This window comes from Methylobacterium jeotgali (assembly GCF_022179345.1).
Lineage (GTDB): Bacteria > Pseudomonadota > Alphaproteobacteria > Rhizobiales > Beijerinckiaceae > Methylobacterium > Methylobacterium jeotgali.
The window spans coordinates 1-20,392 of record NZ_BPQR01000056.1 but is presented as its reverse complement, the minus strand read 5'-3'; the positions used below and the strand labels follow the sequence as shown (position 1 = coordinate 20,392).

Below are 20,392 nucleotides of genomic sequence, written 5' to 3'. Positions count from 1 at the left end.
TCACCACCAGCGTTTCGCCGCCGGCGCCCAGCTCGGGGCCGCAGCCTGTTCCTCGCCGATGCCAAGCAGGGCCGTCGCTTCGCCGTGCTTCATGGCGGCGATCGGCAGCGGCTTGCCCCGCTGCCACAACTCGTCCTCGAGCGCGCGAACCACGCCGTAGACGGCCGGATCGTCCGACACGTCGAACTGCTCGAAGCGGCGGTTGGCGTTCAGGTTCATCGACCCGCGCACCACCACCCGCCAGCCACAGGGCGTGGACATCGTCACGATCTTGGCGTGGGTCTTCGTGACCCGGATGCAATCGACGCCGAAGCGCTCCTGCATCTCAGCGACCAAGGGCATGTCGCGCTGCGCGCCCGCCCAATCCATCACCAGGCGGAAGCCCGTGATGCGCTCGTCGACTAGGAACGCGGTGACGGCCTGGACCTCGTATTCGGCGATGCACCAGGTCCATACCGAGACCTCGGCCGGGCCGGTCCGCTCGAGCACGGCCGTGGCAAGGTCGATGGACGAGAACTGGCCCTTGTTGGTGCCGAAGACGTGCGCGCCCCGACCCCAGGGCTCTAGCGCCTCCCGGGCCGTGTGGAGCGCCAGGACCGCCTCGGAGTGCCGGCGGTCCATCGCACGGGCCGAACGCGGCGAGCGGAGCGCGGAAGGCGCCACACCGATGTCCTGGAACGAGCGCGGAGGGCCCGCGAACCCCCCCCCATCCAATTTCGGGTCGTTGCACGGAAAGGGCAACAACCGGTCAGCGGGGGCCTGCCCTCCAGGCTTTTAGACCCCCCTACCCCCTGCCGCTGAGATGACGCTCAGATGGGCCAGCCATCCGCGCCAACGGCTGCGATGGCTCTGCCGCCGTTCTCTTCGCGTTGCTTGTCGCGGTCGTGGCAGGGCTTGCAGAGCGACTGCAACAGCCCGTGCCAGAACTTGTCATGGTCGCCACGGTGCGGCTCGACGTGGTCGGCCACCGTGGCAGGCACTACCTGCCCGATGCGCTCGCACCGCTGGCACAGCGGGTGCGCCTCGAGCTGCGCAGCCCGGCGCCGGCGCCAGGCCGCGAGGCTGTACCAGCCCTTCCACGGGCGGCTGGCGGCCGAGGCGTAGAGCACGGCCGCCGTTCCCTCATGCTGCGCGCTGCGCGTGGTGCGCCTCGAGCCGGCGGCAGGCCACGTCGAAGTAGTGGGCCGAGAACTCCACCCCGATGTACGGCAGGCCCAGGTTCGCGCAGGCCACGCCGATCGGCGCCGAGCCCATGAACGGGTCGAGGACCGGACCGTCGACGATCGAGAGGAGCCGCTCCATCAGCTCCACCGGCTTAGCCGTCATGTGGAGCTTGGTCTTCGGCACGGCCTGGCGATACGCGCCGGGCGCGACCTTGCCCGCCAGCGGGCGATGCCCGTTCGTGCCCCACACCAGGAACTCGGCCTGGTTGCGGTAGCGCCCGACGATCGGCCTCACGCACTCCGTCTTGTCCCAGGGGACGATGCCCCGCCAGGTCCAGCCCGCGACCTGGATGGCGTCGGTGCTGATGGGGAGCTGGCGCCAGTCCGTGAAGGCGGCGCAGATGCCGCCCGGCACGACCGCGTGGCGGGCCCTCGCCATCCACATGGCCGACCAGGCCAGGAACGAGCGCTGGTCCCGACAATCGCCGGCGAACTCGGCGTAGAGGTGCCGGTGCTCGCTGCCCTGGTACTTCTGGCTCGGCGCTCTGGCGCGCTCGCCGGCGTGAAGGCCGCCGCTCGAGTAGGGCGGGTCGCAGAGCACGGCGCCGATCGAGCCGGGCTCGAGCGCCTCCAGGACCTCCATGCTGTCGGCCCGCACAAGGGTAGCGGAGCCGATCCGGACCACCTCGCGGAAGCCGGAAAGCAAAGCCCCGTGCCGATCGCTCGACACGGGGCTCAACGGCGCGCCGGGAGCGACGACGCCGATCGGCGGCACCATGGCCGCCGCGGAATGGTGTTCGGGCATAACCTGCTGCTAAAGCTGTCCCGCCCCTCGAGGGGTGGCGGGGTGGCCGAAAGTCCGGCCGGCAACGGTCATGCGAGGGCACCACCTCGCGGTTCGGGGTGTTACGACCACCCCGGCTCCCGCCTCTTTTCAGAGCGAGATCACTCTAGGCCGATCGGCCTCCGTTTGCGAGCGCCCGGCAGAGCTGCCGGACGAACCTGCGGTACCAGCCGCGGAACATCAGCACGCAACATCCGGCGCCCGGCGCGCAACGAACAGCTCGTTCCGCGCAACGGCGAGCAGCTCCTCGAGCGTCTGGACGATCTCGCCCATCAGGAACGCGCCGGCGACGCCGCGGCCGACATCGCCTCGGGCGAAGCGCTCGTCGACGGTATCGCGGCAGCGCTCGAGGAAGGCGGCGCGCGCTTCCGGAGCGCCGAGCGTCGCCAGGTGGGCGCGCACCCGGTCGAGATAGTTCTCGATCGACGGGGCCGCCGTGCTCACCGGCAGTTCACCCGCGTCCAGGTCCTGGGGCAGCGATCGCAGGTGACGCGCTCGATGACGAGGCGGCGGGCGACGCTGTAGTCGGTGGTCACCGCCCTGGCCCCGCATTCCTGCTGGGGGCACACGCAGGGCAGGCTGCGGGCCTTGAGGATCGCCTCGCCCGGATCCTCGTAAACGTCGGCGATCTCGGGCCGCTCGATGAAGGCGGGAACATCGGCGTTCACAGGCGAAAGGCCTGTACTGCAGCCGGTGCGTTGCCGGACGTGGTGGAGCGGAGCGTCTTCGCGTAGGTCCGGTGGAGGAGCAGCCAGCCTGCGCAGGCCATGGCTACGGCTCGCTCGAGCGAGTATTTCGGCATGGCCTTCGCCAGGGTCTGAAACTCGGCGAGCCGGGCTTCACACTCCGGCACGAACAGCCCAGGCCCGCGGACCTCCTGGACGAAGGTCGCGACAACGTCGGCAGCCGATCGCATGGCAGCTCCGGTGATCAGAGGTTCAGGGGATCACCGGATCAGGCGCGCATGGTCGCCGGGCCGGTTGACGTGGGTCGCGACGCCGGCCGAGACGAAGACGTACTCGACGCGGCCCGCGTAGACCTGGTTGTTGAGCAGGTAGCTCACGTTGGACGGCCACCAGCGGCCGCCTCGCGGCGACGGGATGCCGTCGCGGTTCAAGCCGTCGGCGATCGCCTGCAGCGTGGCGCCCCGGCCGTTCTCGGCGAAGATCCGCTCGACGACGGCCCGGCGGCTCTCATCGATGACGAGGCCGCCCTTGCCGTCGGACAGGTAGCCGTAGGGGATGCGGCCGCCGGCGAAGCCGCCCTGGCTCGCCTTGGTCTGGCGTCCGCCCTTGGTGCGGTCGACGATGGCGTCGCGCTCGGCCTCGGCCATGGCCGAGAGCACCCCGAAGATCATCTTGCCCGCCGGCGACCCGGTGTCGATCGACTCCGTGACGCTGCGGATCGTGACGCCGTGCTCGGTGTCCAGCTCGGTCGAGGTCGAGACCGCCAGCGCGATCGAGCGGGCGACGCGGTCGAACCGCTTCACCAGGAGCACGCTGAAACGGCGCTCGGCGGCGAGCTGGAGGATGCGGGCGAAGCCCGGCCGGTCGGCGGGCCGGACCGTGCCGGAGACGCCGGGGTCGGAGATGACGTCGACCAGCTCGAGCCCGACGGCTCGAGCGAAGGCGCGGACCGCCTCGTCCTGCGCCTCGAGGCCGAAGCCGCTCTGCGCCTGCTCCTCCGTCGACACCCGCAGGTAGCCGACGGCGAGCGTGCGGACCTCGTTCCGCTGTGCCGCCTGGACAGCATTCCTACGCAGAGCGCGACGGGCGCGATTGCTACTCGCAGCCACCCGTAACCCTCTGCTTTTGCTATGCTATTTCGGGCGCCTTGGGCCCGATTACTAATTCTCTTGGGAACTAGGAAATCGCCCTAGTTGAACTCCATCACGGGCTCTTCGGCCGTGCCGCGGAAGCACACGCCGGCGAAGTCGTGCCCGTCATCCTCATGGGGACGTCGGCGCCCTGCGCTGCGGAGGCAGGATAGTGGAGCGGACCTGACAGCCGCTGCCAGCTCAAGTTCGATCGCCGCCTGCCTGGCCAGCGCCTCTTCATCGCCGGCGCGTAGCTCGAGCGCCTCGACCATGACGCGGAGCGTCAGAGCATCGGCACGAAGTGCGGCAGCACGCCCCTCATGGAAGCGCTTTTGGGCTTCGGCCTTCATAGCCTCTGCCTGCGCTCGGGGCAGGATCATCGGCGTCGAGCGGATGCGGTGACGACGTCCCCGCGGGGACCGCGGGCGACGGACACGATGACCTGGCTGTGACCATGCACGACGACGGCCGGCAGGCACTTCGGCTCCTCGTCGTTCGCGCTCTCGGGCATCAGCCCGTGGCGCATCCGGCCGGCGAGACGGGTCAGCTCGCGCCGCGCCTCGTCGACGGCGATGCAGTGGGCTTCGGGTTGGCCCGCCAGGGAGGGAACGCGCGCGAGATTGCGCGCCACCGCGTCGAGCGCGGCAGCGTGGGCGCTGAGCAGTGGCATGGAGGTCTCGGGGGAGAGGCGCAGAGGCCGGAAACGACAGCGCCCCGCGACCGTCTCCGGTCCGGGGCGCATGTCTGCATTCCGCCTAAAGTTACAGGTTCAGCCCGCGGGCTGTCAATCCGGCGGTCGGTTCCATGCGGAGGCGATGCCCTTCTCGTGGAAGTGTCGCCGGTCTCCCTTCACGATCTCCGCCACGGAGTCGATCGCGCCAAGGATGCCCTCCAGGGAAAGGTACAAGGGCCCGCGGACTGGCGCCCGTGCCAGCAGCTCGGTGGCGGCATGCCGCAGCTTTCCGGCCTCGTCGAGAAAGTCCTCCACCGCACCGGGCGGCATGTGCCGCTTCATCCTACGAACCATCGCCGTCCTCCCTCACCGACGAGGCGAGATAGAACAAACGTGGAACTCGACCAGATGGGCTCAAGCCGCCCGCGCCGTTTCCACGGCGTCGACCGACGGGGCGGACGTGAACGGCCTGGGCGGCGGCGAGAACCCCCACAGCTCCGCCAGCGCCGCGAGGCCGCGTCGAAGACGATCAAGCGCGACGGCCGATGCGACCTCCTCCTTCCCGTAGCCGATGGAACGGCCGGCCTCGACGAGGGTCTGCTCGAGGCAGACCACGTCGCGCACCACGGCCCAATCGCCCCGATCCATCGCCTTTTCCGCGATGCGAAGGGCGCGGCGGTTGCGCTCCATGGTCTCGGTGATCGGCGTTCGTGACGAGGGCGCGCCGCCGCCGGAGCCGTTGAGGTCGTTCGCCGCGAAGCCCGACAGGCCGGCGAGGTAATGGTGGTCGCGAAGCTTGTTGCCGGCTTCATAGAGCTGGCGGTTGTGCTCCGGATCGCCCTCGTCGAGGCGATCGCGCGCGTGGAGCCGGTCGAGTGTGGCTTGCGAGATCCGCACGACCAGGTCGGCGCCGACAGTCCGGCCGCCAGCGGCGCCGATGATCTGCACCCGCCCGGTGCCGAGCTGGAGCGCGACGGCGAGCCCCGCTTGCATCAGCCGTTCCGGCGTCGGGCCGTTCTCGGGATCGAGCGTTGCCGTGGGAACCTGCCGCAACGCGGAGGTCACGGCCACGGAGACATGCTGTTGCTTGCGACGGCGCCCCACGACTGCACCTTTGAAGTTCAGGTCACGACAGCGTGAGGCGTCAAGGGCAGATTAACCAAAGTCAACAGGGTCGTTCACGTCGGCGTGCGCGACCAGATGCCCCTCGGCGACGAGCGAGTCCTGCAGGTTCAGCAGCCGGGTGATGCGCTCGAGCGCGGCGTCCCGCTCCCGGCGGGCCGAGGTGTAGGGGATACCGCGACGCTTGCAGAGGCCGCTGAAGGCGTAGCCCCGCGCGGCGCACCAGACGTAGAGCTTGAGGCTCCGCTTCTGGTCCGGATCGGTGAGGAATCGATCCGGCCAAGTGAGGGGCCGCGCCTCGCCGGGGTTGCGCCGGCGCGGATCGGCGCGCTCGGCCTGGACCATCCACCGCTCCACGTCCGGCACCGTCCAGTTCGGCATGTGATGGCGATGCGCCCCCTCCCGTCACGTCGAAGCCCTCACGCCGCCCGCGCCGCCTGGCCCGGGAACTCGCTCGGAAACCACCAACCCTCGGCCCTTTGCTGATTGCTCCAGGTCGCCGGCTTCGGCACCCGGCCGGCGGCCCGGTCATGATCGGCCCAGGCCTCCCAGGCCGGGGTGTCGACGCGCACGAAGACCCGCGACACCGCGCCGGCCGCCGGCGACGCCGCCTTCGGCGCCGACGGCTTGAGGTTCATGAACCGCCGCTTGCGGAGCCAGGTGTGGAGCGCCATCGCTCGGGCCTGGTCCCGCTCGACATGGGCTCGGTAGGACCGCATCACGCCGACGGCGAGCTGCTGGTCCTCGGCCGAGAGCTGGGCGAACTCGCGCTGGGCCCTGATCCGGTCGGCGGCGATGCGGCTTCCCTCCGGAGCGCCTGCCCACAGCGCCTCGAAGCGCCCGGCCACGTCGCCCTCGAGCGGCGGCTGCACGTCCCGAAGGCGGCACGGCGCCACCGGCCGCTCGATCCCATTCCCCCGAAAGACCTTCGGAGCCCGCCTCCCCCCCTCGGGGGGTTGGGGGGAAGAGATTCCCCTGGTGGATTCAAATGGTGGATTCTCTAGGGGTGACAGCAGTGTCACCCCTGGGGTGTCGGGGCCGTCACCCCTCGGGTGTCCGTCCGTCACCCCTGCGGCCTCGTTTTCGGGGAGGGGTGACTGTGTGTCACCCGTCGCGGGAGCGGGCTCGCCGGCGTCGATCCTGTCACCCCTCCCGGTGCGCCGGGGATCGTCGCCCACCCCGAGGATACGGTACTTGTTCGCGACCTGCTTCCTGCCGCGGTACTGCGGCTCGATCGCGATGATGCCGAGCCCCGCCAGCTCCTTGAGCTTGCGCTGCACGGTCCGCGGGGCTTGCGAGCACCGCTCGGCCAAGCTCTCCACCTTCGGCCAGGCCTCGCCCGTCGTCGGATCGGCGTAGTCGGCGAGCACGATCGCCACCAGCTTGGCGACGCCGTCGCCGATATGCGTCCGCATGATGAGGTTGAGAGCTTGGATGCTCATGGCCAGGTTCCGGGCAAAGCGGGAGCGTTCGGCCTCGAAGCCAGTCAGGCTCCGGGCACGCGAAATCCCGACGCCGGAATCGCGGGTCGCGCGCGGCGGTCGGGACGGACGATGGGGGCTCGAGGCTCGGCCGGGCGCTGCCCTGCGGGCAAAGCTCCGCTCCGGCCGCGTCGCGAGGGGCAGCGACGCGGGCCAAGCGGGCGCACTTCGCCCCGGAGCGGGCGAACCGAGGGAGGTGAACGCTCCGGGGATCAGCGCGAAGGCGCGAGCCTGGTTCCGGTCCGGACGGGGGGCCCGCGGACGGGCGGGCGCAGGCGGCAGGCGCGGGTCATGGCAGGAGCCAGCCCACGACGAGGACGTAGAAGGCGGCGAGCGCCGTGAAGAAGCTGGCGCCGGCGTGCCGGCACCGCGCGGGCTCGTGCCCGGCCAGCAGCGCGCGATAGGCGAGCTGCGCGTGGGCGGCCGCGACGGCCATGATGGCGGTGGCCGGAATCGTCATTCCGCGGCCTCGAGGGCGCCGATCGGCGCGTAGAGGTTGGTGAAGCCCGGCCGAGCCCGGCGCTGGAAGGCCTCGCCGAAGGGCGGGTAGCTCGCGGCCTCGACGATCCGATAGAACGAGTCCGGCTTCTCGCTGTGCAGCTCACCCATCGGGCCGGGGAAGCGCGTGCCGATGGACAGGCTTCGCGTCATCAGACCGCCGCGCACCGCAAACAGGATGTGTTCCGTGTTGGTGCGGAAGTAACGACCGCCTGTAAACTCGGGCTTCTCCCAGGTGAGAGCCGTCTTGTACTCGAAGTCCCATCCTCGGATTAGATCGAAGCCGACGCCGAGGAAGTTGTTCGGGATCCATAGGTAGAGGTGGCATGGGTCATCCGCCCAGGCCGGCACCGGCAACGCACGGATCTCCTCGAGCGGCATGGTGGCGTAAGGCGGCCGCTGCGCCTCGGAGACGGACTCGTCCTCCCAGGGCGGGTCGAGGATCAGGGTACGGAATCGGCCCTCGATCGGCGCGAGTCCGCGCACGCGGTCTTCATCCTGCGCCCGCTTCACCTTGCGGTGCGCGCCATCGACCTTCCCGGTCCGATTCATGTCCGCGACGATCGCGCCGAACCGCTCCGGGTCGGATTCGAAGGCGGCATAGACCTCGGCGATCTTCTCGACGTGGCGCCCGGAGACGCCGCAAAGCTCGCCGATCCGGTCGAGGACACGGCCCTTCTCGGCCCTTGAGCCCCCGCGAAAGTTTCGCACCCCTCCGGCTCGCATCCGAGCCTCGGCCGCGGCCCGCTCCTCCGGTTCCATGGCGCGCCGAATCTTCTCGATCTCGGCGGGGCTGAACCGGACAACGCGTGCACGCATGATACGCCTGGAAGATCGGCCGACGCTGGAATCAGATTCCGAGTGGAACGGGCGCTGGGGGGCTATCCCGCGCCCCGCCGTCACGTCGTGAGCCGCCGATGCGGCGCACGGAATCGCGTTGGAGCGGGCACGTCGGCCGCCTCGAACAGGGTCGAGGGCTGCGCCCGCATGGGCTCCGCAGCGGGCGCGGGCTCCGCCGCCGGGCGGTGCGCCTCGCAGTACCAGCGGCCGTAATGGCCGATGCCGGCGTTCTCGGCCTTGCAGACGATGCAGCGGTGGACCGGGGGAGGGGGCGGCGGCGTGCGCCAGCGCGGGCGGCTCATGCGGCGCCCCCGAATCCGATGCCGAGGATGGACCAGCGGCCGCCGTTGGCTTTCGCCTCGGCGGCGATCCGCGTGCGCTCGGCCTCAAGGCGCGCCTGGTCGGCGAGGATCCGGGCGCCCTCGAGCCAGACGAGCGGCGCGCCAGGCAGGGTGACGCGCAGCAGCTCGGGCCCGTAGGCGACCACGAACAGCAGCAGCACCCGGCCGCTCGGCAGGGTCTTTCGCAAGAGGAGCTTCTTGCACGTCTCGAAGGGCACGCCGGTCAGCGCGGCCGCGTTCTCGGCCGGCTTCGACGGGTGCCGCTCGCGCAGGAACGCGGCGAAGGCGGCCTGGTCGATCTCGATCCGCAGCGAGGCGGGGCCCAGCCGAGCCGTCCCCGACAAGGGGGCCACGTTTCCCGGAGCGATGGTGGAGACTGCGCCGATCGCCGGCGCCGCCGGCGCGCCGGAGGGCTCGTCTTGCAGCTCGGGCAGCAGCGCCGCCAGGGCGGCGGACAGGTCGGTGACGGCAGCGCTCGCCTCGGCTGGCAGCGCCTGGACCCGCGCGAGCGCGGCGCCGAGCGCGTCAGAGAGGGCGGAGCCGGCTTCCTCGCCGGCCTCGGCGGCCGCCGTGGCGTAGCCGGTGAGGGTTTCGAGCCATGACCTGCTCATGGCCGCGTGTCCATTGCGCAAGCACGGGCGAGGCGTCGACCGACATCGACAGCCCCGCCCGGCCCGCTACCATCGTGCTTGCCCACAACGATGGAGCTGAGAATGCCCGAAGAATTTACTGGAACCGATCTCGCTGCGCTGCAAATGCAGGCGCTCGACATAGCATTCACATCTTTAGTGCAGGTACTAGGAAAGAAGGACCCGAGCTTAGCTGCGAATTTGAGCGAGAAGCTGGAGCAGACCTTGAAAGCCTTGAACACCCCGAAGCCTGGCAAGGAAGGGGCTCGCGCATTCATCGAAAAAACGGCGCGGGATATGGTCAAGGTAGACCCATAACGGCCAGTCGAGTCTTCCGGCTCGCTGATGAGATACTTCGGCGGGGACATGGGCTAGCCCCGCCGAAACCCGCCCGACCCCGATGGGTGTCGGGACGATTCGCGCTTCGCGACGATTGTCGAGCAGATCGGCTCGAGGCTGATCCGTCGATGCGCGCGCCATGCGGCCCATGCCGCCGCGCCGGCCACCGCCAGCGCAAGGCAGGCAATCGGCTCTCGGCGGTACTTCAGCACCGCCTCTTCACCGGCGGTAACACGCTCAGCCAGACCCATCACCAGCTCCCCCGGAGCGCGAGCGTGAAGAGGACCGCGGCGGCGGCGATGGCCAGCAGCGCGCGCATCCCCTCGATGAGGGCGCGGGGGCGATTCCGCGCCACACGGGCGGTATCTGCCCTCCAAAGCGCCGGGATCGCCAGCGCCGTGAAGCCTAGTCCAACGGCAATCCCAAGTGCAGACAGGTACGCGCCTGCGATCATGACAACTCACGCTTTGCTTGTGTGGCAGACTTCCACAGATCAGGTCGGAGCTTCCAACGTGGGATTGCCCCTTGTGTCGCGCGTTCCACGGCTATGGCCACCTCGGCGCTACAGCACGATGTTCGACGCGCAAGTTGATTTACTCTCGGCTGACTGATGCCGAGCGCGCGAGCCAATCTGGCTTGGCTACCGACCAGCTTCACCGCTTCCCGGATGAGCGGGCTGGTGTCGATCGGAATCGGGCTGGAATCGGCCATAACCGAGCGATAAGCGCGCTTATCGATAACGTCAATAATCACTCTTAAGGCGTCCGGCGATAAGAATGTTGATAGGCCGGGGCATGGTCGAGCACGCGCGCATTGTTGCCCGTCGCGTCGAGCTGGGGATTTCCCAAGCCGAGCTGGCGCGCCGCGTCGGCATTTCTCAGCCAGCCATCGTCGAGATCGAGAAGGGCCGCGTGCAGTCGACGCGTTACGTCAACGAGATCGCGCGCGCCCTCGATCTTCAGCCTTACGAGATCGACCCGAAGTTTGGGCGTTCCGCGCCTGGGCTACCGATTACCGTCGACTCGCCAACCGAGGTTCCGCTCTTCAACCTACTGATCCGAGAGGGGCAGGCGGAGCTGTCCGCGATGCCCTTCAGCCACATCGCTCGGCCGACCGCTCTTCACCAGGTGTGGGGCGCCTACGCGGTCATGCTTGGGGACGAGACGATGAGCCCCGAATTTGAGCCGGGGGACACCCTTCACGTCAACCCGCATCTGCCGACATTGCCCGGATACAGCTACCTCTTCCGCGAGGCGGAAGACAGTCTTGGCGCGATGGTCCGTCGGCTCGTATCGATGGATGATAGTAATTGGGTGGTTCGGGCCTGGCGCAAGATGGTCGACGGCGAGAAGGATGCTCGGATTAAGCGCACGGGCTGGCCTATGGCTCACCGTATCGTTGGCAAGACGTCGAGGGGGTGACCTGTGGCACGGATGGAGCTGATCGCGGGAAGTTTCGGGACCGGCCGCGCGGACTGGATCAATTTTGAGTTTCACCTTCCGCGGAAGCAACGCCTGCCGATCGAGGCTATCGCATCCGTCGAGGAGAACGGCGAGTATCTCGAGCGCTCGTTTCTGGGCTTCCTGTCCGGCGGGGCCAAGGGCGCCGTGGGGATCGGCGCCACGGCCGCCGTCGTCGGGCTTTTCGCGGCGCCGATCGCGGCTGTCGGCGCCATCGGTTTGACGGCCGCTGCGATCGGCGGCGGCCTGGGCGCCTTCGGCGGCAGCATCGAGCGCAAGCTTCTGATGCAGGTGATCGCGGCCGACGGGCGCGGGTTCGTGGCCATATGCGAGCGCGACGTCCCCGGCGAGATCCGCAAGGCCGTCAGCGCCGCTCACGCCGTCCGGATGCGCCAGCAGGAAGCCGTGGCATCGGCGGCTGAGGCGTCCCGCCGGTGGCAACCGTCCTCGCTTTGGAATCGGCCCGCAAAGGCGGCCGCCGCGTCGGCCGCTGTCGCTCTCCCGGCTGCGGCGGCGATCGCGCTGCCGGCTCCGCCGGTCGTCGCAGCTGTCGACATGCAGCCGGACGAGCAGGGCGTCTTCACGGCTACGACGGAAGCGTTGGTCGCGACGGCTGGGGCGGCGGGCACCGCAGCTGCGGATGCCTATAGCGCCACGGTCGACGCGGTCGACGGGGCATGGACCGCAGTGAAGGCTCGACTGCCCTGGGGAGGCGCGTAGGGCCGTAGCCGCGCGATCACAATAAGCGGAGCGCCGACCGTCTATAAGTGACGATAAGCAAGCTTATTGACTGAGCGATAAATCTCCTTATTGTCGTGCTCCGTTCAGACGGACGCACGACCATGCCCGCATCTTCATCGGCACAGCCGGTACGACATCGCCTCGTCCCGCTCGACAACATGGCTTTCGAGCTGGGCCAGCACCTTCCAGCGCTGCGGGCTACGCCGCAGGCTGCAGCGCTCATCCTGCTTGCCGCGCACTACCGGCCCGATGACATCGCCGCCGGCATCGAGGCCGCCATGGCCAAGGCCGACACGGTCGCCGCCGCGGCCGCTTCGGAGGCGAACTGGGCTCTCCGCCTCGGCCGGGCTCGCGATGCCGCCGCGATCGCCACCATCCTGGTCGCCGGCTCCTACCTGTGGGCCTGGGTCGCGTGAGCGCGCCGGTGCCCCCGCCGCCCGCCTTCGTCGGCCATCTGCTCGATCTCGGCATCGACTGGCACCGCCGCGAGATCGAGGTGCGCCTTCGGATGCCGCTGCATCACCTCGACGGCGTCCAGAAGGTGATCGGGCATCCGCCGGGTCCTGACGGCCGCCGCCGGGGCCCCGGCATCGTGATCCTGCCGGGCGAGTTCGTCGGCGACGAGCGCATGATCGCGGAGGCCGTGAACGCGGCGCTCACCTTGCTCGAGCAGGCGGCGATCGAAGGGCTCGTCGGTCAGACGCAGGCCCTCGTGGAGCGCGTCGGCGACCTCGCCGAGCTGTACGGCGCCGTCGAGCCGCGCGAGACCCTGTCGTGAGGCACCTGGCGCCCCCGATCGGCGTCGCCGCCGTCGCGCGCGGAATCCTGGTGACCTTGCCGCCGCGGCTGTGGCTGCTGGTCTCCCTGCGCGGCCAGTTCCGACGGCTCGAGGCCGCGCCCGCGGCCTGGACCTACCTCATCCCCGATGCCGGCGCCGGCGCGCGCCTCGAGCGCTGGATCGCGGCCGTGGAGCAGCAGCTCGAGGCGGAGCGCCGCCGGCGCGCCTGGTCGGCCTCCGACGCCGAGTGGGACGGCGCGGCGCGGCCGCCGGCGCCGACGGCGAGCACAGCACCCGCCTATGACGGCGAGGCCCTGGCGATCGCCGTCGCCACCGCCCTCCGGAGCGACCCGAACGGCGCGCTCGCCCGCCTCCTCGCACGCATGGGCGAGGGCCAGACCCTCACCGCCGAGATCGCCGGCGGCGCCCGCACCTTCCGCCTTCTCCCGTCCGGCCGCGCCGTCCGCGCCAGCGTCGCCCTGCGCGCGATCGCCGGCGGCCTGGTCGCGCCCGGCCGGGACGGCCTGTTCGGGCCGGACGACTCACAGACCTGGCACGCCCCGTCAGCACAGGAGGTGACCGATGCAGGGAAGGACCGATGCGAAGCGGACCGCGCTCCAGCGGATCCGGGACGGCAAGCCCGTCGCACCCGCCCGGTTCTGCGCCTACAGGCGGTCCGGCCTGGTCGACGTTCGGGGCAACGGCAAGAAGGCCAAGGTGTGCCTCAGCGAAGCCGGCCTGCGGCAGCTCGCCGAGCTGGAGGCGTAGCGTGAGCGCGTCCCCGATCACCGGCGAGGCCGAGGACCTCGAGACCTTCACCGTCACGCTGGACGCCGCCGAGCTGGCGGTCCGGATCGCGGAAGCCTGCCTCGGCATGGAACGTCCGGCCGGCGTCCCGGCCGCTGAGGCGCTGCGGCGCTTCCTGGACGGCCTCGGGCGCCGAGGCCTGACGGTCGCGGAGAGCGACCTCTACGCGGCCGCCGGCGCGGCCATGGCCTACTTCGTCCGCGCGACCCAGGACGCCGGCGCGGAGATCTCGCTCGACTTCTCCCACAAGCCGGATGTGCCGGTGGCCTCGGAATGAGCGCGACCTTCGCCAAGGGCACGAAGGTGCCGGCCGAGAGCACGCGGCTCGAGATCGAGAAGCTCGTCGGCGATCGCGGCGCGGAGGCCTTCGCCTTCGCGCTCGAAGGCGACCGGGCCAAGATCGCGTTCCGGCTCCAGGGACGCGCCCTCCGGTTCAACCTGCCGCTGCCGACCCTGGAGGAAGAGCGCTTCCAGCGGGTGCAGCGCGGCTTGCACTCGCACGCGCGCACGCCGACGGCGGCCCGCAATGCCTGGATGCAGGCGACGCGGGAGGCCTGGCGGGCGCTCCTGCTCTGCATCAAGGCCAAGTTCACGGCGATCGAGGGCGGCATCGTCACCTTCGACGAGGAGTTCCTCGCCCACGTCGTCATGCCCGACGGGCGCACCGTCGGCGAGATCGCCCGTGAGCAGCTCGCCCTCACGTACAAGGCCGGCGAGCAGCCGCCCCTTCTGCTCGACTACACGAAGGGAGCGCGGTGATGGCCCGGCGCAGGCTCACCGACGCCGACATCGAGCGCATCGCCGAGATGCGCGGGCGCAACGTCCCCATGGCCGTGATCGGCCTCGCGCTCGATTGCTCGGCCTCGAGCGTGAACTACCACTGCCTGCGCCTGGGCATCGACGCACCGAAGACCGCGAAGTGCACCACGCACGTGATCGGACCGATGCTTGTCCAGCGCAGCGGCCATGTCGTCCGGCGCTTCACGCCGGAGGAGGACACCCGGCTGCTCGCCCTCGAGGCCGAGGGTCTGACGCCGACCGAGATCGCGCGCGCGCTCGGCCGCCGGCACAACACCGTCACGGCCCGGCTCGCCACGCTCGCACGCCACCAGGAGCGCCTCGAGGCCGCCGGCTGATGGCGAAGTCCTGTCCCCGCGGCGAAGGCGAGTTCTGCCTGGTCGCCTCCATCGGGCACCCGCTCTGCCCGACGCGCGACGGCGGCTGCAAGGTAGCGGACCCGGCGGCCGCCTACGCCGAGGCCTACGATCGCGCCATCACGCGGATCTACCGCGCCTGGCGCCGGCGCCTGCGGGAGGCGCGGGGCTGATGCCGATCGCCGCCGAGAAGCTGGTGTTCTACCCGGGCGGATCGATCCGGTCCGTCGAGTGGCGCCGCGAGGTCCGCGCCCCCGTCCTCGCGCGCGCCGGCAACCGCTGCGAGGGCACGCCGCAGCACCCGAGCTGCCGGGCGGAGAACGGCAAGCCCCATCCGGACACGGGATCGATCGTCGTCCTGACCGTCGCGCACATGGATCAGGACGTCGTTGACCACAGCGACAAGAACCTGCGCGCCCTCTGCCAGCGCTGCCACAACCATTGGGACCAGGTCCCCCGCACCCGCAACGCGATCCGCACCCGCGCCCGCAAGCGCGGCGTCGGCACGCTCGACCTGTTCTGCGAGGAGGTTCGGTGAGTAGTCTGCGAGCAATGATCGAGCACGTCTCCGGAATGGCGGAGGCGATGTTCGATCCGGACGACATCCTCGCCCCGCATTACTACGCGGAGAACGGCAAGGGACAGATAACGCTCGTCGCCGTGCTGGCGAGCGGGCGCGATCTCGATCGGATGCGCGCCGATATCGCTCTGCGGTTCAAGCTCGAGCGCTATCGCCGTTGGGTGTTCTTCTCGGAGGCTTGGGCCGTCGAGTACGATGCGGGCGCGAAGAGCGTAGAGCCCAGCAAGCACCCCGAGCGGATGGAGGTCATCCAGTTCCAGGCGCTCGACATCGCGACGGACCGGGCGCTGCGCGCCAGGCGGCAAATCCTGCGACTGGGCGAGGACGTGAAGCTTATGCCGCTCCATTTCGGCGGCCCGCGCGCCGTCGACGTGCCCGCGGCCACCGAGGTTGCCGAAAGGACGAGCGCATGAGCGGCGGCGCAGACATCTCCGGCGCCGGCGGCGTCGCGGCCGAGGAGCTGCGCCAGTTCATCGAGCGCCTCGAGCGGCTTGAGGAGGAGAAGGCCGCCATCGCCGGCGACATCAAGGACGTCTTCGCGGAGGCCAAGGGCCGCGGCTTCGACACGAAGGCGGTCCGCGAAATCCTGCGGCTGCGCAAGCAGGACTTCTCCGAGCGCCAGGAGGCCGAGGCCATCCTGGAACTCTACATGCAAGCCCTGGGCATGTCCTGATGCTGCGCGCGCTTCCTCCCGGCTGGACCTGGTCGATCGGCGTTGCGAAGGCCGGCGGCGAGGTCGCGATCGAGTTCGGCGCCACCGGGCCGGACGGCCAGTTCGAGCCCGGCCGCCTGCGCATCACCCGCGACCAGGCGCGCGAGCTGGCGCGCCAGCTCAACGCGGCCGCCGGCGACGGCACCGAGCGCACCTTCACCCCGGAGGCCGCCGCCCATGGCTGACGAGCCCGTGCGCATCCGCATCTGGCTGACCGACCCGCTGTACCTTCTGCGAACCGGAGAGATCCCGGCTGTTATGGCCGAGATCATTCTTGGACGGGCCATCTTTGAGCAACCCGACGGCACGAAGGCGGCCCTCCCGTACGAGGGCACCATCTGGCACCGGACACGCTGGGCCGCAGTGAACTATGCCCGCTCCATCCGGCACCAGCATCTCGAAGCCCTCCGAGCCGAGGTCGCCCGGATCGAGGCCTTCGACTTCGGGGCCCGGCCGTGAGCCGCCCGCCCTACATCCCCGACGTGGGCGACGTGCCGGCGTCTAAGGTTGCCGCCCGCATGGGCTTCGCCAGCGCGCGGGACTTCGCGGCCGCCCTTCCGGGACTCGTGGCCCGCGGGTTTCCCATGCCCGATCCGACCACGGGGCACTACTGCATCGAGGCCGTCGATAGCTGGCGGCGCCGGCGGCATCCCGACCTGTTCCCCGAATTGACAGCAAGCGGGGCCGTTTCCGACGCTGGCCTGATGCGGCAGCGACTCGCGGAGCGGCGGCGCGGTGGGCAACGTGAAGATCCCGTACTACACCGTCCGTGACCGGCACGGGCACCGGCTCGGCTATTGGGCGCCGACGGCCAAGATGCGCGGCGAGGGGTTCAAGCTTGTCGCCTGCGGGGCAGATGGGCCTGCGGCCTGGGCGCTGGCGAAGGTCTGGAACGACCGCTGGCAGGCGCACCGTCGGGGCCAAGCGCCGGCGGCCAAGCGCGTCTACCCGGTCGGATCGCTCGGCGAGGCCTTCGAGCGCTACAAGCGGACGGAGACCTGGGACCGGAAGAAGCCCCGCACCCGCGAGGATTGGAACCGGGGCTGGCGGTACATCGAGCCCATCTTCGGCGACGTGGCCCCGTGCACCATCCCCTTCGACGTGCTCGACGAGTGGTACGCCGACCTCCTCGAGAGCGCCGGCGTCCGCGAGGCGCACCGGGCGATGAAGATCTGGCGGGCCCTGTGGGTCGTGGCCGCGGCTATGAGCACCGGGCGGCCGTTCTACTGTAGCCGGGATGCGGACCCGTCCCTCGGCATTCGCCGCACGTCTCCGCAGCGGCGCCAGCAGGCCTGGCAGGGGCACGAGCTGCGGCCCATCATCCAAGAGGCCTGGCGCCAGGGATACCGCGGCCTAGCCTGCCTCGTCTCCATCATGTGGGACACAGCCTTCGCGCCGGTCGACGCGCGCCAGCTCACCCTCGGCGACTTCATCGACGCCGGCCGGTGGGGCGCCTTCAAGGTTGCTCGAGCCAAGACGGGCATGGCCGCGCTGGGCACGCTGTCGCGCCGGTCGAACGCCCTGATGCGCGCCTATCTCGGCTGGCCGCACGTCCAGCAGATCCGGAACATGCCACTGTTCCGGACCCGTGAGGGCGCGGCCTACCGCAAGAACAGCCTCGCCGAGGATTTCCGCACCGTGCGCGCGCTCGTCGACCCCCTCGAGCGGCGGCAGATGCTCGACATCCGTCGTTCGGTCGCCCTCGAGGCGCGCGCCGGCGGCGCCTCGACCGAGCACCTCGGCGCCAAGCTGGCAAACACCATCTCGACGAACGCCGAGCTGGAGCGGACCTACCAGCCGGTCGACCTCGCGGCGGTCCAGGCGGTCGACCAGGCGCGCATCGTAGCACGGCGCCAGGCGCGCGCGAACAAAGGGCGTCGGAAAGTCTAACGGAGCCGGCCTACGGAGTATAACGGCCGCTCGACGATGTAGGGGTAAGTAACTGATTTATATGGCGCGGGCGACGGGGCTCGAACCCGCGACCTCCGGCGTGACAGGCCGGCACTCTAACCAACTGAGCTACGCCCGCACGGCGTGTGCGCCTGCTGCGGCGACGGCCGGGGTTTAGGGGCGGGTGCGGCCGCCTGTCAAGAAGCCTTCGCAACAATCGCGAGCGACAAGCGTGGCCGCCGCGCCGGAGCCCGTGGGCGATGCCCTGCGAGGGCGATCCGGATGGCCTCTCCGCTCTGGAAGATCGCGGCGGGGGACGGCACAATCGGCGGCCGGTATCGTGGGCTCCGGCCTCGATGGAGCGCGATATCCGCCCAGCGGGGAGCGACGCGTGGACGCCTGGAGGATCGCGGAGCCGGGAGCCGACACGGAGGACGTGGTCTGGACCGTCGACCTTTCGCAGGCGGGGACCGGCGTTTTCGAGGTTCTCTCGGAGGAGGAGCAGGCCCGCGCCGACCGCTTCCTGCGCGCCGAGGACCGGGACCGCTACGTCGCGAGCCACGCCGCCCTCCGCCTGATCCTCGGGCGGCGTCTCGGCCTGCCGCCGCGCGACCTCGCCTTCGAGGCGGAGGAGGGCGGCAAGCCGCGTCTCGCCGGATCCCGGCGCGGGGCCTGCCGGTTCAACCTCTCGCATTCGGGCGCCCGCGCCCTCGTCGGCCTCTCGCGGCGGGTCGAGAGCGGCGTCGACGTCGAGGCCCTGCGCCCGATGCCGGACGCCCTGCGGGTCGCCCGCGGCCATTTCGCGCCCGAGGAGGCCCGCGCCCTCGCCGAGGTGCTGGAGGCCGGGCGCGCATCCGTCTTCATGGGCCTGTGGACGCGCAAGGAGGCGGTGGTGAAGGCGCTCGGCACCGGCCTCGCCTTGCCGCTGTCGCGCTTCGAGGTCTCGCTCCCGCCCGCTCCCGCCCGGCTCCTGGCGAGCGGGGACCCGCGGCTCGACCCCTTCGCCTTCACGCTGCTGCATCTCGAGCCCGGCCCCGGCACGGTCGGCGCGGCGGCCTTCGCGGCACCCGATGCGCGCCCGGCCCTGCGCGCCCTGCCGGGCGACTGGCCGCGCCGCCTCGAAAGCGCCTGAGAACGCGCTTGCGGGCTCACGGGTGCGCCGCTATAAGCCCGCTCGCCGAAGCGAGAGCGCGGCCTTCGGAGTGTAGCGCAGTCTGGTAGCGCACCACGTTCGGGACGTGGGGGTCGCAGGTTCAAATCCTGCCACTCCGACCAATCTTTCCCGAGACTGAGCACAGGATCGCATCGGTTCCTCCCCGGTCGGTGGGCCGCCTCGGCTCGCGGGTGATGTAGCGCGCAAGTTCAGTTGGCAGCGCACGCAACCTCGCCTGACATCACGTTTCCGGCCTGAGAGGATCGGATCAGGTGGGTTTCTGAAGACCCTATGAGGGGGCCTTCAGGCGAACGGTCATGCTCGCCGTGCCAAGCTGCGACTGAGCCCCCATCCGGAGGAGGGTGCCGCGCCCACGCGGCTCCCAGGTCGAGACAGCACGTCCGCCATCGCGATGTCCAAGAGCATGTCCAGGCGCGGCTGGTCGCGCTCGTTGCGGGAGCGCCTCTCGGTCTTTCGGACGCCCACGTCATCGTGGAGGTGAACCTCGATTCCGCCGCCTGGGCTGTGACGCTCCGCGTCCTCGCGGCGAGCGGTCGCCGGCACCGCGTCGACGTATCCGCCCTCGGCGAGGGCCTGCATCCGGTGCAGCGCAGTTCGATCCGGCCGCCCGCGGCATCAGGGCGCTGTGCAGGTCATCCCGTCGCCCTGTTTCGCAATGGAACGGTGGCGACTGGCACCGAACCCGCACGGCCCCCGCGATACAGGCGGGGGTTGTTTCATGCTGCATCTGGTTGCCGGATCGATCCTCGTTGCGGGAGCGGTGGCCGGGCTTCTGATCGCGGGGAACGCGCCCCGATGGAGCCTGATCGTGGCGGCCGGCACCGGCTGCGCCATGATCTTCCTGGCCGTCGTCCGGGAGATTCCGGGGCAACCGCCGAGTGCCGTCATGACGGCCTCGGCCGGCGTCATCCGCGATTGAGTCGTATCGGGAGGCGCCCGGATCGCATCGATGCCGCCGCCGCCGGGCGGCGAGAGGCCGATGCGGCGCGGATCGTCGGCTCCGGGCCTCAGAACTCCATGTCGAGCTCCTCGATCTCGTCCGGCTCCGCGGCGGCGGCATCCTCCCACTCGCGCATCAGCGTCCAGGCGAGGATCATGTCGCGGTAGGCGGCGCACTCCGGCGGCAGGGCGACGTGATAGGTGCGGAACCGGGTGCAGACCGGAGCATACATCGCGTCGGCAAGGCAGGGCTCCGTGCCGAACAGGTAGGGCCCGCCATGGCGGGACAGGCACTCCGAGACGATCGTCAGGATGCGGTCGATATCGCCCTGGGCGCCGTTGAAGACGCGGAAGCCCGGATGGCGGGCGCGCAGGTTCATCGGCAACGCCGAGCGCAGGTTGATGAAGCCG

38 protein-coding genes and 2 tRNA genes are annotated in these 20,392 nt (G+C 70.4%); 19 read left to right on the top strand and 21 right to left on the bottom strand.

Going from position 1 to position 20,392, the window contains the following annotated elements:
* The 17 genes from MFF04_RS16045 to MFF04_RS15965 form a co-directional block, all read right to left on the bottom strand.
* Window positions 1-621, bottom strand: a complete 621-nt coding sequence (locus MFF04_RS16045; protein WP_238277230.1) for a hypothetical protein — start codon at window positions 619-621, stop codon at window positions 1-3.
* Window positions 622-809: 188 nt separating this feature from the next.
* Window positions 810-1,109 (bottom strand): HNH endonuclease, encoded by a 300-nt coding sequence (locus tag MFF04_RS16040; protein WP_238277229.1) that lies wholly within the window; start codon window positions 1,107-1,109, stop codon window positions 810-812.
* Window positions 1,110-1,122: 13 nt separating this feature from the next.
* Complete coding sequence (locus tag MFF04_RS16035) at window positions 1,123-1,968, bottom strand: DNA-methyltransferase (protein WP_238277228.1); 846 nt, start codon at window positions 1,966-1,968, stop codon at window positions 1,123-1,125.
* Window positions 1,969-2,187: 219 nt separating this feature from the next.
* Window positions 2,188-2,451, bottom strand: coding sequence for a hypothetical protein (locus tag MFF04_RS16030; RefSeq protein ID WP_238277227.1), 264 nt, complete (start codon window positions 2,449-2,451; stop codon window positions 2,188-2,190).
* Entirely contained in the window at window positions 2,448-2,675 is a 228-nt protein-coding gene (locus tag MFF04_RS16025) for a hypothetical protein (protein ID WP_163071537.1), read from the bottom strand. The genes MFF04_RS16030 and MFF04_RS16025 overlap by 4 nt, the downstream gene beginning before the upstream one ends.
* Entirely contained in the window at window positions 2,672-2,923 is a 252-nt protein-coding gene (locus MFF04_RS16020) for a hypothetical protein (protein WP_238277226.1), read from the bottom strand. The genes MFF04_RS16025 and MFF04_RS16020 overlap by 4 nt, the downstream gene beginning before the upstream one ends.
* A gap of 30 nt (window positions 2,924-2,953) precedes the next feature.
* Complete coding sequence (locus MFF04_RS16015; protein ID WP_238277225.1) at window positions 2,954-3,802, bottom strand: recombinase family protein; 849 nt, start codon at window positions 3,800-3,802, stop codon at window positions 2,954-2,956.
* A gap of 80 nt (window positions 3,803-3,882) precedes the next feature.
* Window positions 3,883-4,173, bottom strand: coding sequence for a hypothetical protein (locus MFF04_RS16010; protein WP_238277224.1), 291 nt, complete (start codon window positions 4,171-4,173; stop codon window positions 3,883-3,885).
* A gap of 26 nt (window positions 4,174-4,199) precedes the next feature.
* The gene (locus MFF04_RS16005) at window positions 4,200-4,493 is read right to left on the bottom strand and encodes a hypothetical protein (protein WP_238277223.1); all 294 of its coding nucleotides are present in this window, start codon (window positions 4,491-4,493) and stop codon (window positions 4,200-4,202) included.
* Window positions 4,494-4,607: 114 nt separating this feature from the next.
* A complete protein-coding gene (locus MFF04_RS16000) occupies window positions 4,608-4,838 on the bottom strand; it encodes a hypothetical protein (protein WP_238277222.1) in 231 nt (76 codons plus the stop codon).
* 72 nt (window positions 4,839-4,910) lie between these two features.
* On the bottom strand, window positions 4,911-5,489 hold the full coding sequence (locus MFF04_RS15995; protein ID WP_238277221.1) for a hypothetical protein: 579 nt from the start codon (window positions 5,487-5,489) through the stop codon (window positions 4,911-4,913).
* 162 nt (window positions 5,490-5,651) lie between these two features.
* Complete coding sequence (locus MFF04_RS15990; protein ID WP_238277220.1) at window positions 5,652-5,999, bottom strand: hypothetical protein; 348 nt, start codon at window positions 5,997-5,999, stop codon at window positions 5,652-5,654.
* Between the two features lie 38 nt (window positions 6,000-6,037).
* The gene (locus tag MFF04_RS15985) at window positions 6,038-7,060 is read right to left on the bottom strand and encodes a helix-turn-helix domain-containing protein (protein ID WP_238277219.1); all 1,023 of its coding nucleotides are present in this window, start codon (window positions 7,058-7,060) and stop codon (window positions 6,038-6,040) included.
* A gap of 328 nt (window positions 7,061-7,388) precedes the next feature.
* On the bottom strand, window positions 7,389-7,559 hold the full coding sequence (locus MFF04_RS15980; RefSeq protein ID WP_238277218.1) for a hypothetical protein: 171 nt from the start codon (window positions 7,557-7,559) through the stop codon (window positions 7,389-7,391).
* On the bottom strand, window positions 7,556-8,416 hold the full coding sequence (locus MFF04_RS15975; RefSeq protein ID WP_238277217.1) for an MT-A70 family methyltransferase: 861 nt from the start codon (window positions 8,414-8,416) through the stop codon (window positions 7,556-7,558). Before MFF04_RS15975 ends, MFF04_RS15980 begins: the two co-directional genes overlap by 4 nt.
* 80 nt (window positions 8,417-8,496) lie before the next feature.
* Window positions 8,497-8,739, bottom strand: a complete 243-nt coding sequence (locus tag MFF04_RS15970) for a hypothetical protein (RefSeq protein WP_238277216.1) — start codon at window positions 8,737-8,739, stop codon at window positions 8,497-8,499.
* Window positions 8,736-9,389, bottom strand: coding sequence for a hypothetical protein (locus MFF04_RS15965; RefSeq protein WP_238277215.1), 654 nt, complete (start codon window positions 9,387-9,389; stop codon window positions 8,736-8,738). The genes MFF04_RS15970 and MFF04_RS15965 overlap by 4 nt, the downstream gene beginning before the upstream one ends.
* A 102-nt stretch (window positions 9,390-9,491) precedes the next feature.
* Here MFF04_RS15965 and MFF04_RS15960 point away from each other — a divergent pair, with 102 nt between their 5' ends.
* Entirely contained in the window at window positions 9,492-9,725 is a 234-nt protein-coding gene (locus MFF04_RS15960; RefSeq protein ID WP_238277214.1) for a hypothetical protein, read from the top strand.
* 53 nt (window positions 9,726-9,778) lie between these two features.
* Here MFF04_RS15960 and MFF04_RS15955 read toward each other — a convergent pair whose 3' ends face one another.
* Both MFF04_RS15955 and MFF04_RS22040 read right to left on the bottom strand, forming a co-directional pair.
* Window positions 9,779-9,997 carry a hypothetical protein gene (locus MFF04_RS15955; protein WP_238277213.1) on the bottom strand — a complete coding sequence of 73 codons (219 nt, stop codon included), beginning with the start codon at window positions 9,995-9,997 and terminating at the stop codon, window positions 9,779-9,781.
* Between the two features lie 199 nt (window positions 9,998-10,196).
* Complete coding sequence (locus MFF04_RS22040) at window positions 10,197-10,457, bottom strand: transcriptional regulator (protein ID WP_353744505.1); 261 nt, start codon at window positions 10,455-10,457, stop codon at window positions 10,197-10,199.
* 83 nt (window positions 10,458-10,540) lie between these two features.
* Here MFF04_RS22040 and MFF04_RS15950 point away from each other — a divergent pair, with 83 nt between their 5' ends.
* The 15 genes from MFF04_RS15950 (at window position 10,541) to MFF04_RS15880 (ending at window position 17,868) form a co-directional block, all read left to right on the top strand.
* Complete coding sequence (locus tag MFF04_RS15950; protein ID WP_238277211.1) at window positions 10,541-11,167, top strand: XRE family transcriptional regulator; 627 nt, start codon at window positions 10,541-10,543, stop codon at window positions 11,165-11,167.
* 12 nt (window positions 11,168-11,179) lie between these two features.
* The gene (locus MFF04_RS15945; RefSeq protein ID WP_238277209.1) at window positions 11,180-11,926 is read left to right on the top strand and encodes a hypothetical protein; all 747 of its coding nucleotides are present in this window, start codon (window positions 11,180-11,182) and stop codon (window positions 11,924-11,926) included.
* Window positions 11,927-12,105: 179 nt separating this feature from the next.
* A complete protein-coding gene (locus MFF04_RS15940; RefSeq protein WP_238277207.1) occupies window positions 12,106-12,363 on the top strand; it encodes a hypothetical protein in 258 nt (85 codons plus the stop codon).
* Between the two features lie 8 nt (window positions 12,364-12,371).
* Window positions 12,372-12,725 (top strand): hypothetical protein, encoded by a 354-nt coding sequence (locus MFF04_RS15935; protein ID WP_238277205.1) that lies wholly within the window; start codon window positions 12,372-12,374, stop codon window positions 12,723-12,725.
* Window positions 12,722-13,498 (top strand): hypothetical protein, encoded by a 777-nt coding sequence (locus MFF04_RS15930; protein ID WP_238277203.1) that lies wholly within the window; start codon window positions 12,722-12,724, stop codon window positions 13,496-13,498. The genes MFF04_RS15935 and MFF04_RS15930 overlap by 4 nt, the downstream gene beginning before the upstream one ends.
* Complete coding sequence (locus tag MFF04_RS15925; protein WP_238277201.1) at window positions 13,495-13,809, top strand: hypothetical protein; 315 nt, start codon at window positions 13,495-13,497, stop codon at window positions 13,807-13,809. The genes MFF04_RS15930 and MFF04_RS15925 overlap by 4 nt, the downstream gene beginning before the upstream one ends.
* Window positions 13,806-14,291 (top strand): hypothetical protein, encoded by a 486-nt coding sequence (locus tag MFF04_RS15920; protein ID WP_238277199.1) that lies wholly within the window; start codon window positions 13,806-13,808, stop codon window positions 14,289-14,291. Before MFF04_RS15925 ends, MFF04_RS15920 begins: the two co-directional genes overlap by 4 nt.
* Window positions 14,291-14,668, top strand: a complete 378-nt coding sequence (locus tag MFF04_RS15915; protein WP_238277197.1) for a helix-turn-helix domain-containing protein — start codon at window positions 14,291-14,293, stop codon at window positions 14,666-14,668. Before MFF04_RS15920 ends, MFF04_RS15915 begins: the two co-directional genes overlap by 1 nt.
* Entirely contained in the window at window positions 14,668-14,859 is a 192-nt protein-coding gene (locus tag MFF04_RS15910; protein ID WP_238277195.1) for a hypothetical protein, read from the top strand. The genes MFF04_RS15915 and MFF04_RS15910 overlap by 1 nt, the downstream gene beginning before the upstream one ends.
* The gene (locus tag MFF04_RS15905) at window positions 14,859-15,224 is read left to right on the top strand and encodes a hypothetical protein (RefSeq protein ID WP_238277193.1); all 366 of its coding nucleotides are present in this window, start codon (window positions 14,859-14,861) and stop codon (window positions 15,222-15,224) included. Before MFF04_RS15910 ends, MFF04_RS15905 begins: the two co-directional genes overlap by 1 nt.
* 14 nt (window positions 15,225-15,238) lie before the next feature.
* On the top strand, window positions 15,239-15,679 hold the full coding sequence (locus MFF04_RS15900) for a hypothetical protein (protein WP_238277191.1): 441 nt from the start codon (window positions 15,239-15,241) through the stop codon (window positions 15,677-15,679).
* On the top strand, window positions 15,676-15,939 hold the full coding sequence (locus MFF04_RS15895) for a DUF2312 domain-containing protein (RefSeq protein ID WP_238277190.1): 264 nt from the start codon (window positions 15,676-15,678) through the stop codon (window positions 15,937-15,939). The genes MFF04_RS15900 and MFF04_RS15895 overlap by 4 nt, the downstream gene beginning before the upstream one ends.
* Complete coding sequence (locus MFF04_RS15890; RefSeq protein WP_238277189.1) at window positions 15,939-16,163, top strand: hypothetical protein; 225 nt, start codon at window positions 15,939-15,941, stop codon at window positions 16,161-16,163. Before MFF04_RS15895 ends, MFF04_RS15890 begins: the two co-directional genes overlap by 1 nt.
* Window positions 16,156-16,437 carry a hypothetical protein gene (locus MFF04_RS15885; RefSeq protein ID WP_238277188.1) on the top strand — a complete coding sequence of 94 codons (282 nt, stop codon included), beginning with the start codon at window positions 16,156-16,158 and terminating at the stop codon, window positions 16,435-16,437. The genes MFF04_RS15890 and MFF04_RS15885 overlap by 8 nt, the downstream gene beginning before the upstream one ends.
* A gap of 276 nt (window positions 16,438-16,713) precedes the next feature.
* Window positions 16,714-17,868, top strand: a complete 1,155-nt coding sequence (locus MFF04_RS15880) for a hypothetical protein (protein WP_238277187.1) — start codon at window positions 16,714-16,716, stop codon at window positions 17,866-17,868.
* Between the two features lie 62 nt (window positions 17,869-17,930).
* Here MFF04_RS15880 and MFF04_RS15875 read toward each other — a convergent pair.
* Window positions 17,931-18,007 (bottom strand) — tRNA-Asp (locus MFF04_RS15875).
* Window positions 18,008-18,259: 252 nt separating this feature from the next.
* Here MFF04_RS15875 and MFF04_RS15870 point away from each other — a divergent pair.
* From MFF04_RS15870 to MFF04_RS15860, 3 genes are all read left to right on the top strand, one after another.
* Window positions 18,260-19,000, top strand: a complete 741-nt coding sequence (locus MFF04_RS15870; RefSeq protein WP_238277186.1) for a 4'-phosphopantetheinyl transferase family protein — start codon at window positions 18,260-18,262, stop codon at window positions 18,998-19,000.
* 66 nt (window positions 19,001-19,066) lie between these two features.
* Window positions 19,067-19,143 (top strand) — tRNA-Pro (locus MFF04_RS15865).
* Between the two features lie 617 nt (window positions 19,144-19,760).
* Window positions 19,761-19,961, top strand: a complete 201-nt coding sequence (locus MFF04_RS15860) for a hypothetical protein (RefSeq protein WP_238277185.1) — start codon at window positions 19,761-19,763, stop codon at window positions 19,959-19,961.
* An 88-nt stretch (window positions 19,962-20,049) separates the two neighbouring features.
* On the opposite strand, the gene MFF04_RS15855 is transcribed toward MFF04_RS15860, so the two are convergent.
* On the bottom strand, window positions 20,050-20,392 hold a 343-nt coding region (locus MFF04_RS15855), incomplete at its 5' end, for a glutathione S-transferase C-terminal domain-containing protein (protein ID WP_238277184.1).

Coding starts and splice junctions, on each gene's coding strand:
- MFF04_RS16045 (WP_238277230.1), bottom strand. CDS start 621: ATGGACCGCCGGCACTCCGAGGCGGTCCTGGCGCTCCACACGGCCCGG.
- MFF04_RS16035 (WP_238277228.1), bottom strand. CDS start 1,968: ATGCCCGAACACCATTCCGCGGCGGCCATGGTGCCGCCGATCGGCGTC.
- MFF04_RS16020 (WP_238277226.1), bottom strand. CDS start 2,923: ATGCGATCGGCTGCCGACGTTGTCGCGACCTTCGTCCAGGAGGTCCGC.
- MFF04_RS16010 (WP_238277224.1), bottom strand. CDS start 4,173: ATGAAGGCCGAAGCCCAAAAGCGCTTCCATGAGGGGCGTGCTGCCGCA.
- MFF04_RS16005 (WP_238277223.1), bottom strand. CDS start 4,493: ATGCCACTGCTCAGCGCCCACGCTGCCGCGCTCGACGCGGTGGCGCGC.
- MFF04_RS16000 (WP_238277222.1), bottom strand. CDS start 4,838: ATGAAGCGGCACATGCCGCCCGGTGCGGTGGAGGACTTTCTCGACGAG.
- MFF04_RS15995 (WP_238277221.1), bottom strand. CDS start 5,489: ATGCAAGCGGGGCTCGCCGTCGCGCTCCAGCTCGGCACCGGGCGGGTG.
- MFF04_RS15990 (WP_238277220.1), bottom strand. CDS start 5,999: ATGCCGAACTGGACGGTGCCGGACGTGGAGCGGTGGATGGTCCAGGCC.
- MFF04_RS15985 (WP_238277219.1), bottom strand. CDS start 7,060: ATGAGCATCCAAGCTCTCAACCTCATCATGCGGACGCATATCGGCGAC.
- MFF04_RS15980 (WP_238277218.1), bottom strand. CDS start 7,559: ATGACGATTCCGGCCACCGCCATCATGGCCGTCGCGGCCGCCCACGCG.
- MFF04_RS15975 (WP_238277217.1), bottom strand. CDS start 8,416: ATGCGTGCACGCGTTGTCCGGTTCAGCCCCGCCGAGATCGAGAAGATT.
- MFF04_RS15970 (WP_238277216.1), bottom strand. CDS start 8,739: ATGAGCCGCCCGCGCTGGCGCACGCCGCCGCCCCCTCCCCCGGTCCAC.
- MFF04_RS15965 (WP_238277215.1), bottom strand. CDS start 9,389: ATGAGCAGGTCATGGCTCGAAACCCTCACCGGCTACGCCACGGCGGCC.
- MFF04_RS15960 (WP_238277214.1), top strand. CDS start 9,492: ATGCCCGAAGAATTTACTGGAACCGATCTCGCTGCGCTGCAAATGCAG.
- MFF04_RS15955 (WP_238277213.1), bottom strand. CDS start 9,997: ATGGGTCTGGCTGAGCGTGTTACCGCCGGTGAAGAGGCGGTGCTGAAG.
- MFF04_RS22040 (WP_353744505.1), bottom strand. CDS start 10,457: ATGGCCGATTCCAGCCCGATTCCGATCGACACCAGCCCGCTCATCCGG.
- MFF04_RS15950 (WP_238277211.1), top strand. CDS start 10,541: ATGGTCGAGCACGCGCGCATTGTTGCCCGTCGCGTCGAGCTGGGGATT.
- MFF04_RS15945 (WP_238277209.1), top strand. CDS start 11,180: ATGGAGCTGATCGCGGGAAGTTTCGGGACCGGCCGCGCGGACTGGATC.
- MFF04_RS15940 (WP_238277207.1), top strand. CDS start 12,106: ATGGCTTTCGAGCTGGGCCAGCACCTTCCAGCGCTGCGGGCTACGCCG.
- MFF04_RS15920 (WP_238277199.1), top strand. CDS start 13,806: ATGAGCGCGACCTTCGCCAAGGGCACGAAGGTGCCGGCCGAGAGCACG.
- MFF04_RS15915 (WP_238277197.1), top strand. CDS start 14,291: ATGGCCCGGCGCAGGCTCACCGACGCCGACATCGAGCGCATCGCCGAG.
- MFF04_RS15910 (WP_238277195.1), top strand. CDS start 14,668: ATGGCGAAGTCCTGTCCCCGCGGCGAAGGCGAGTTCTGCCTGGTCGCC.
- MFF04_RS15905 (WP_238277193.1), top strand. CDS start 14,859: ATGCCGATCGCCGCCGAGAAGCTGGTGTTCTACCCGGGCGGATCGATC.
- MFF04_RS15900 (WP_238277191.1), top strand. CDS start 15,239: ATGATCGAGCACGTCTCCGGAATGGCGGAGGCGATGTTCGATCCGGAC.
- MFF04_RS15895 (WP_238277190.1), top strand. CDS start 15,676: ATGAGCGGCGGCGCAGACATCTCCGGCGCCGGCGGCGTCGCGGCCGAG.
- MFF04_RS15890 (WP_238277189.1), top strand. CDS start 15,939: ATGCTGCGCGCGCTTCCTCCCGGCTGGACCTGGTCGATCGGCGTTGCG.
- MFF04_RS15885 (WP_238277188.1), top strand. CDS start 16,156: ATGGCTGACGAGCCCGTGCGCATCCGCATCTGGCTGACCGACCCGCTG.
- MFF04_RS15860 (WP_238277185.1), top strand. CDS start 19,761: ATGCTGCATCTGGTTGCCGGATCGATCCTCGTTGCGGGAGCGGTGGCC.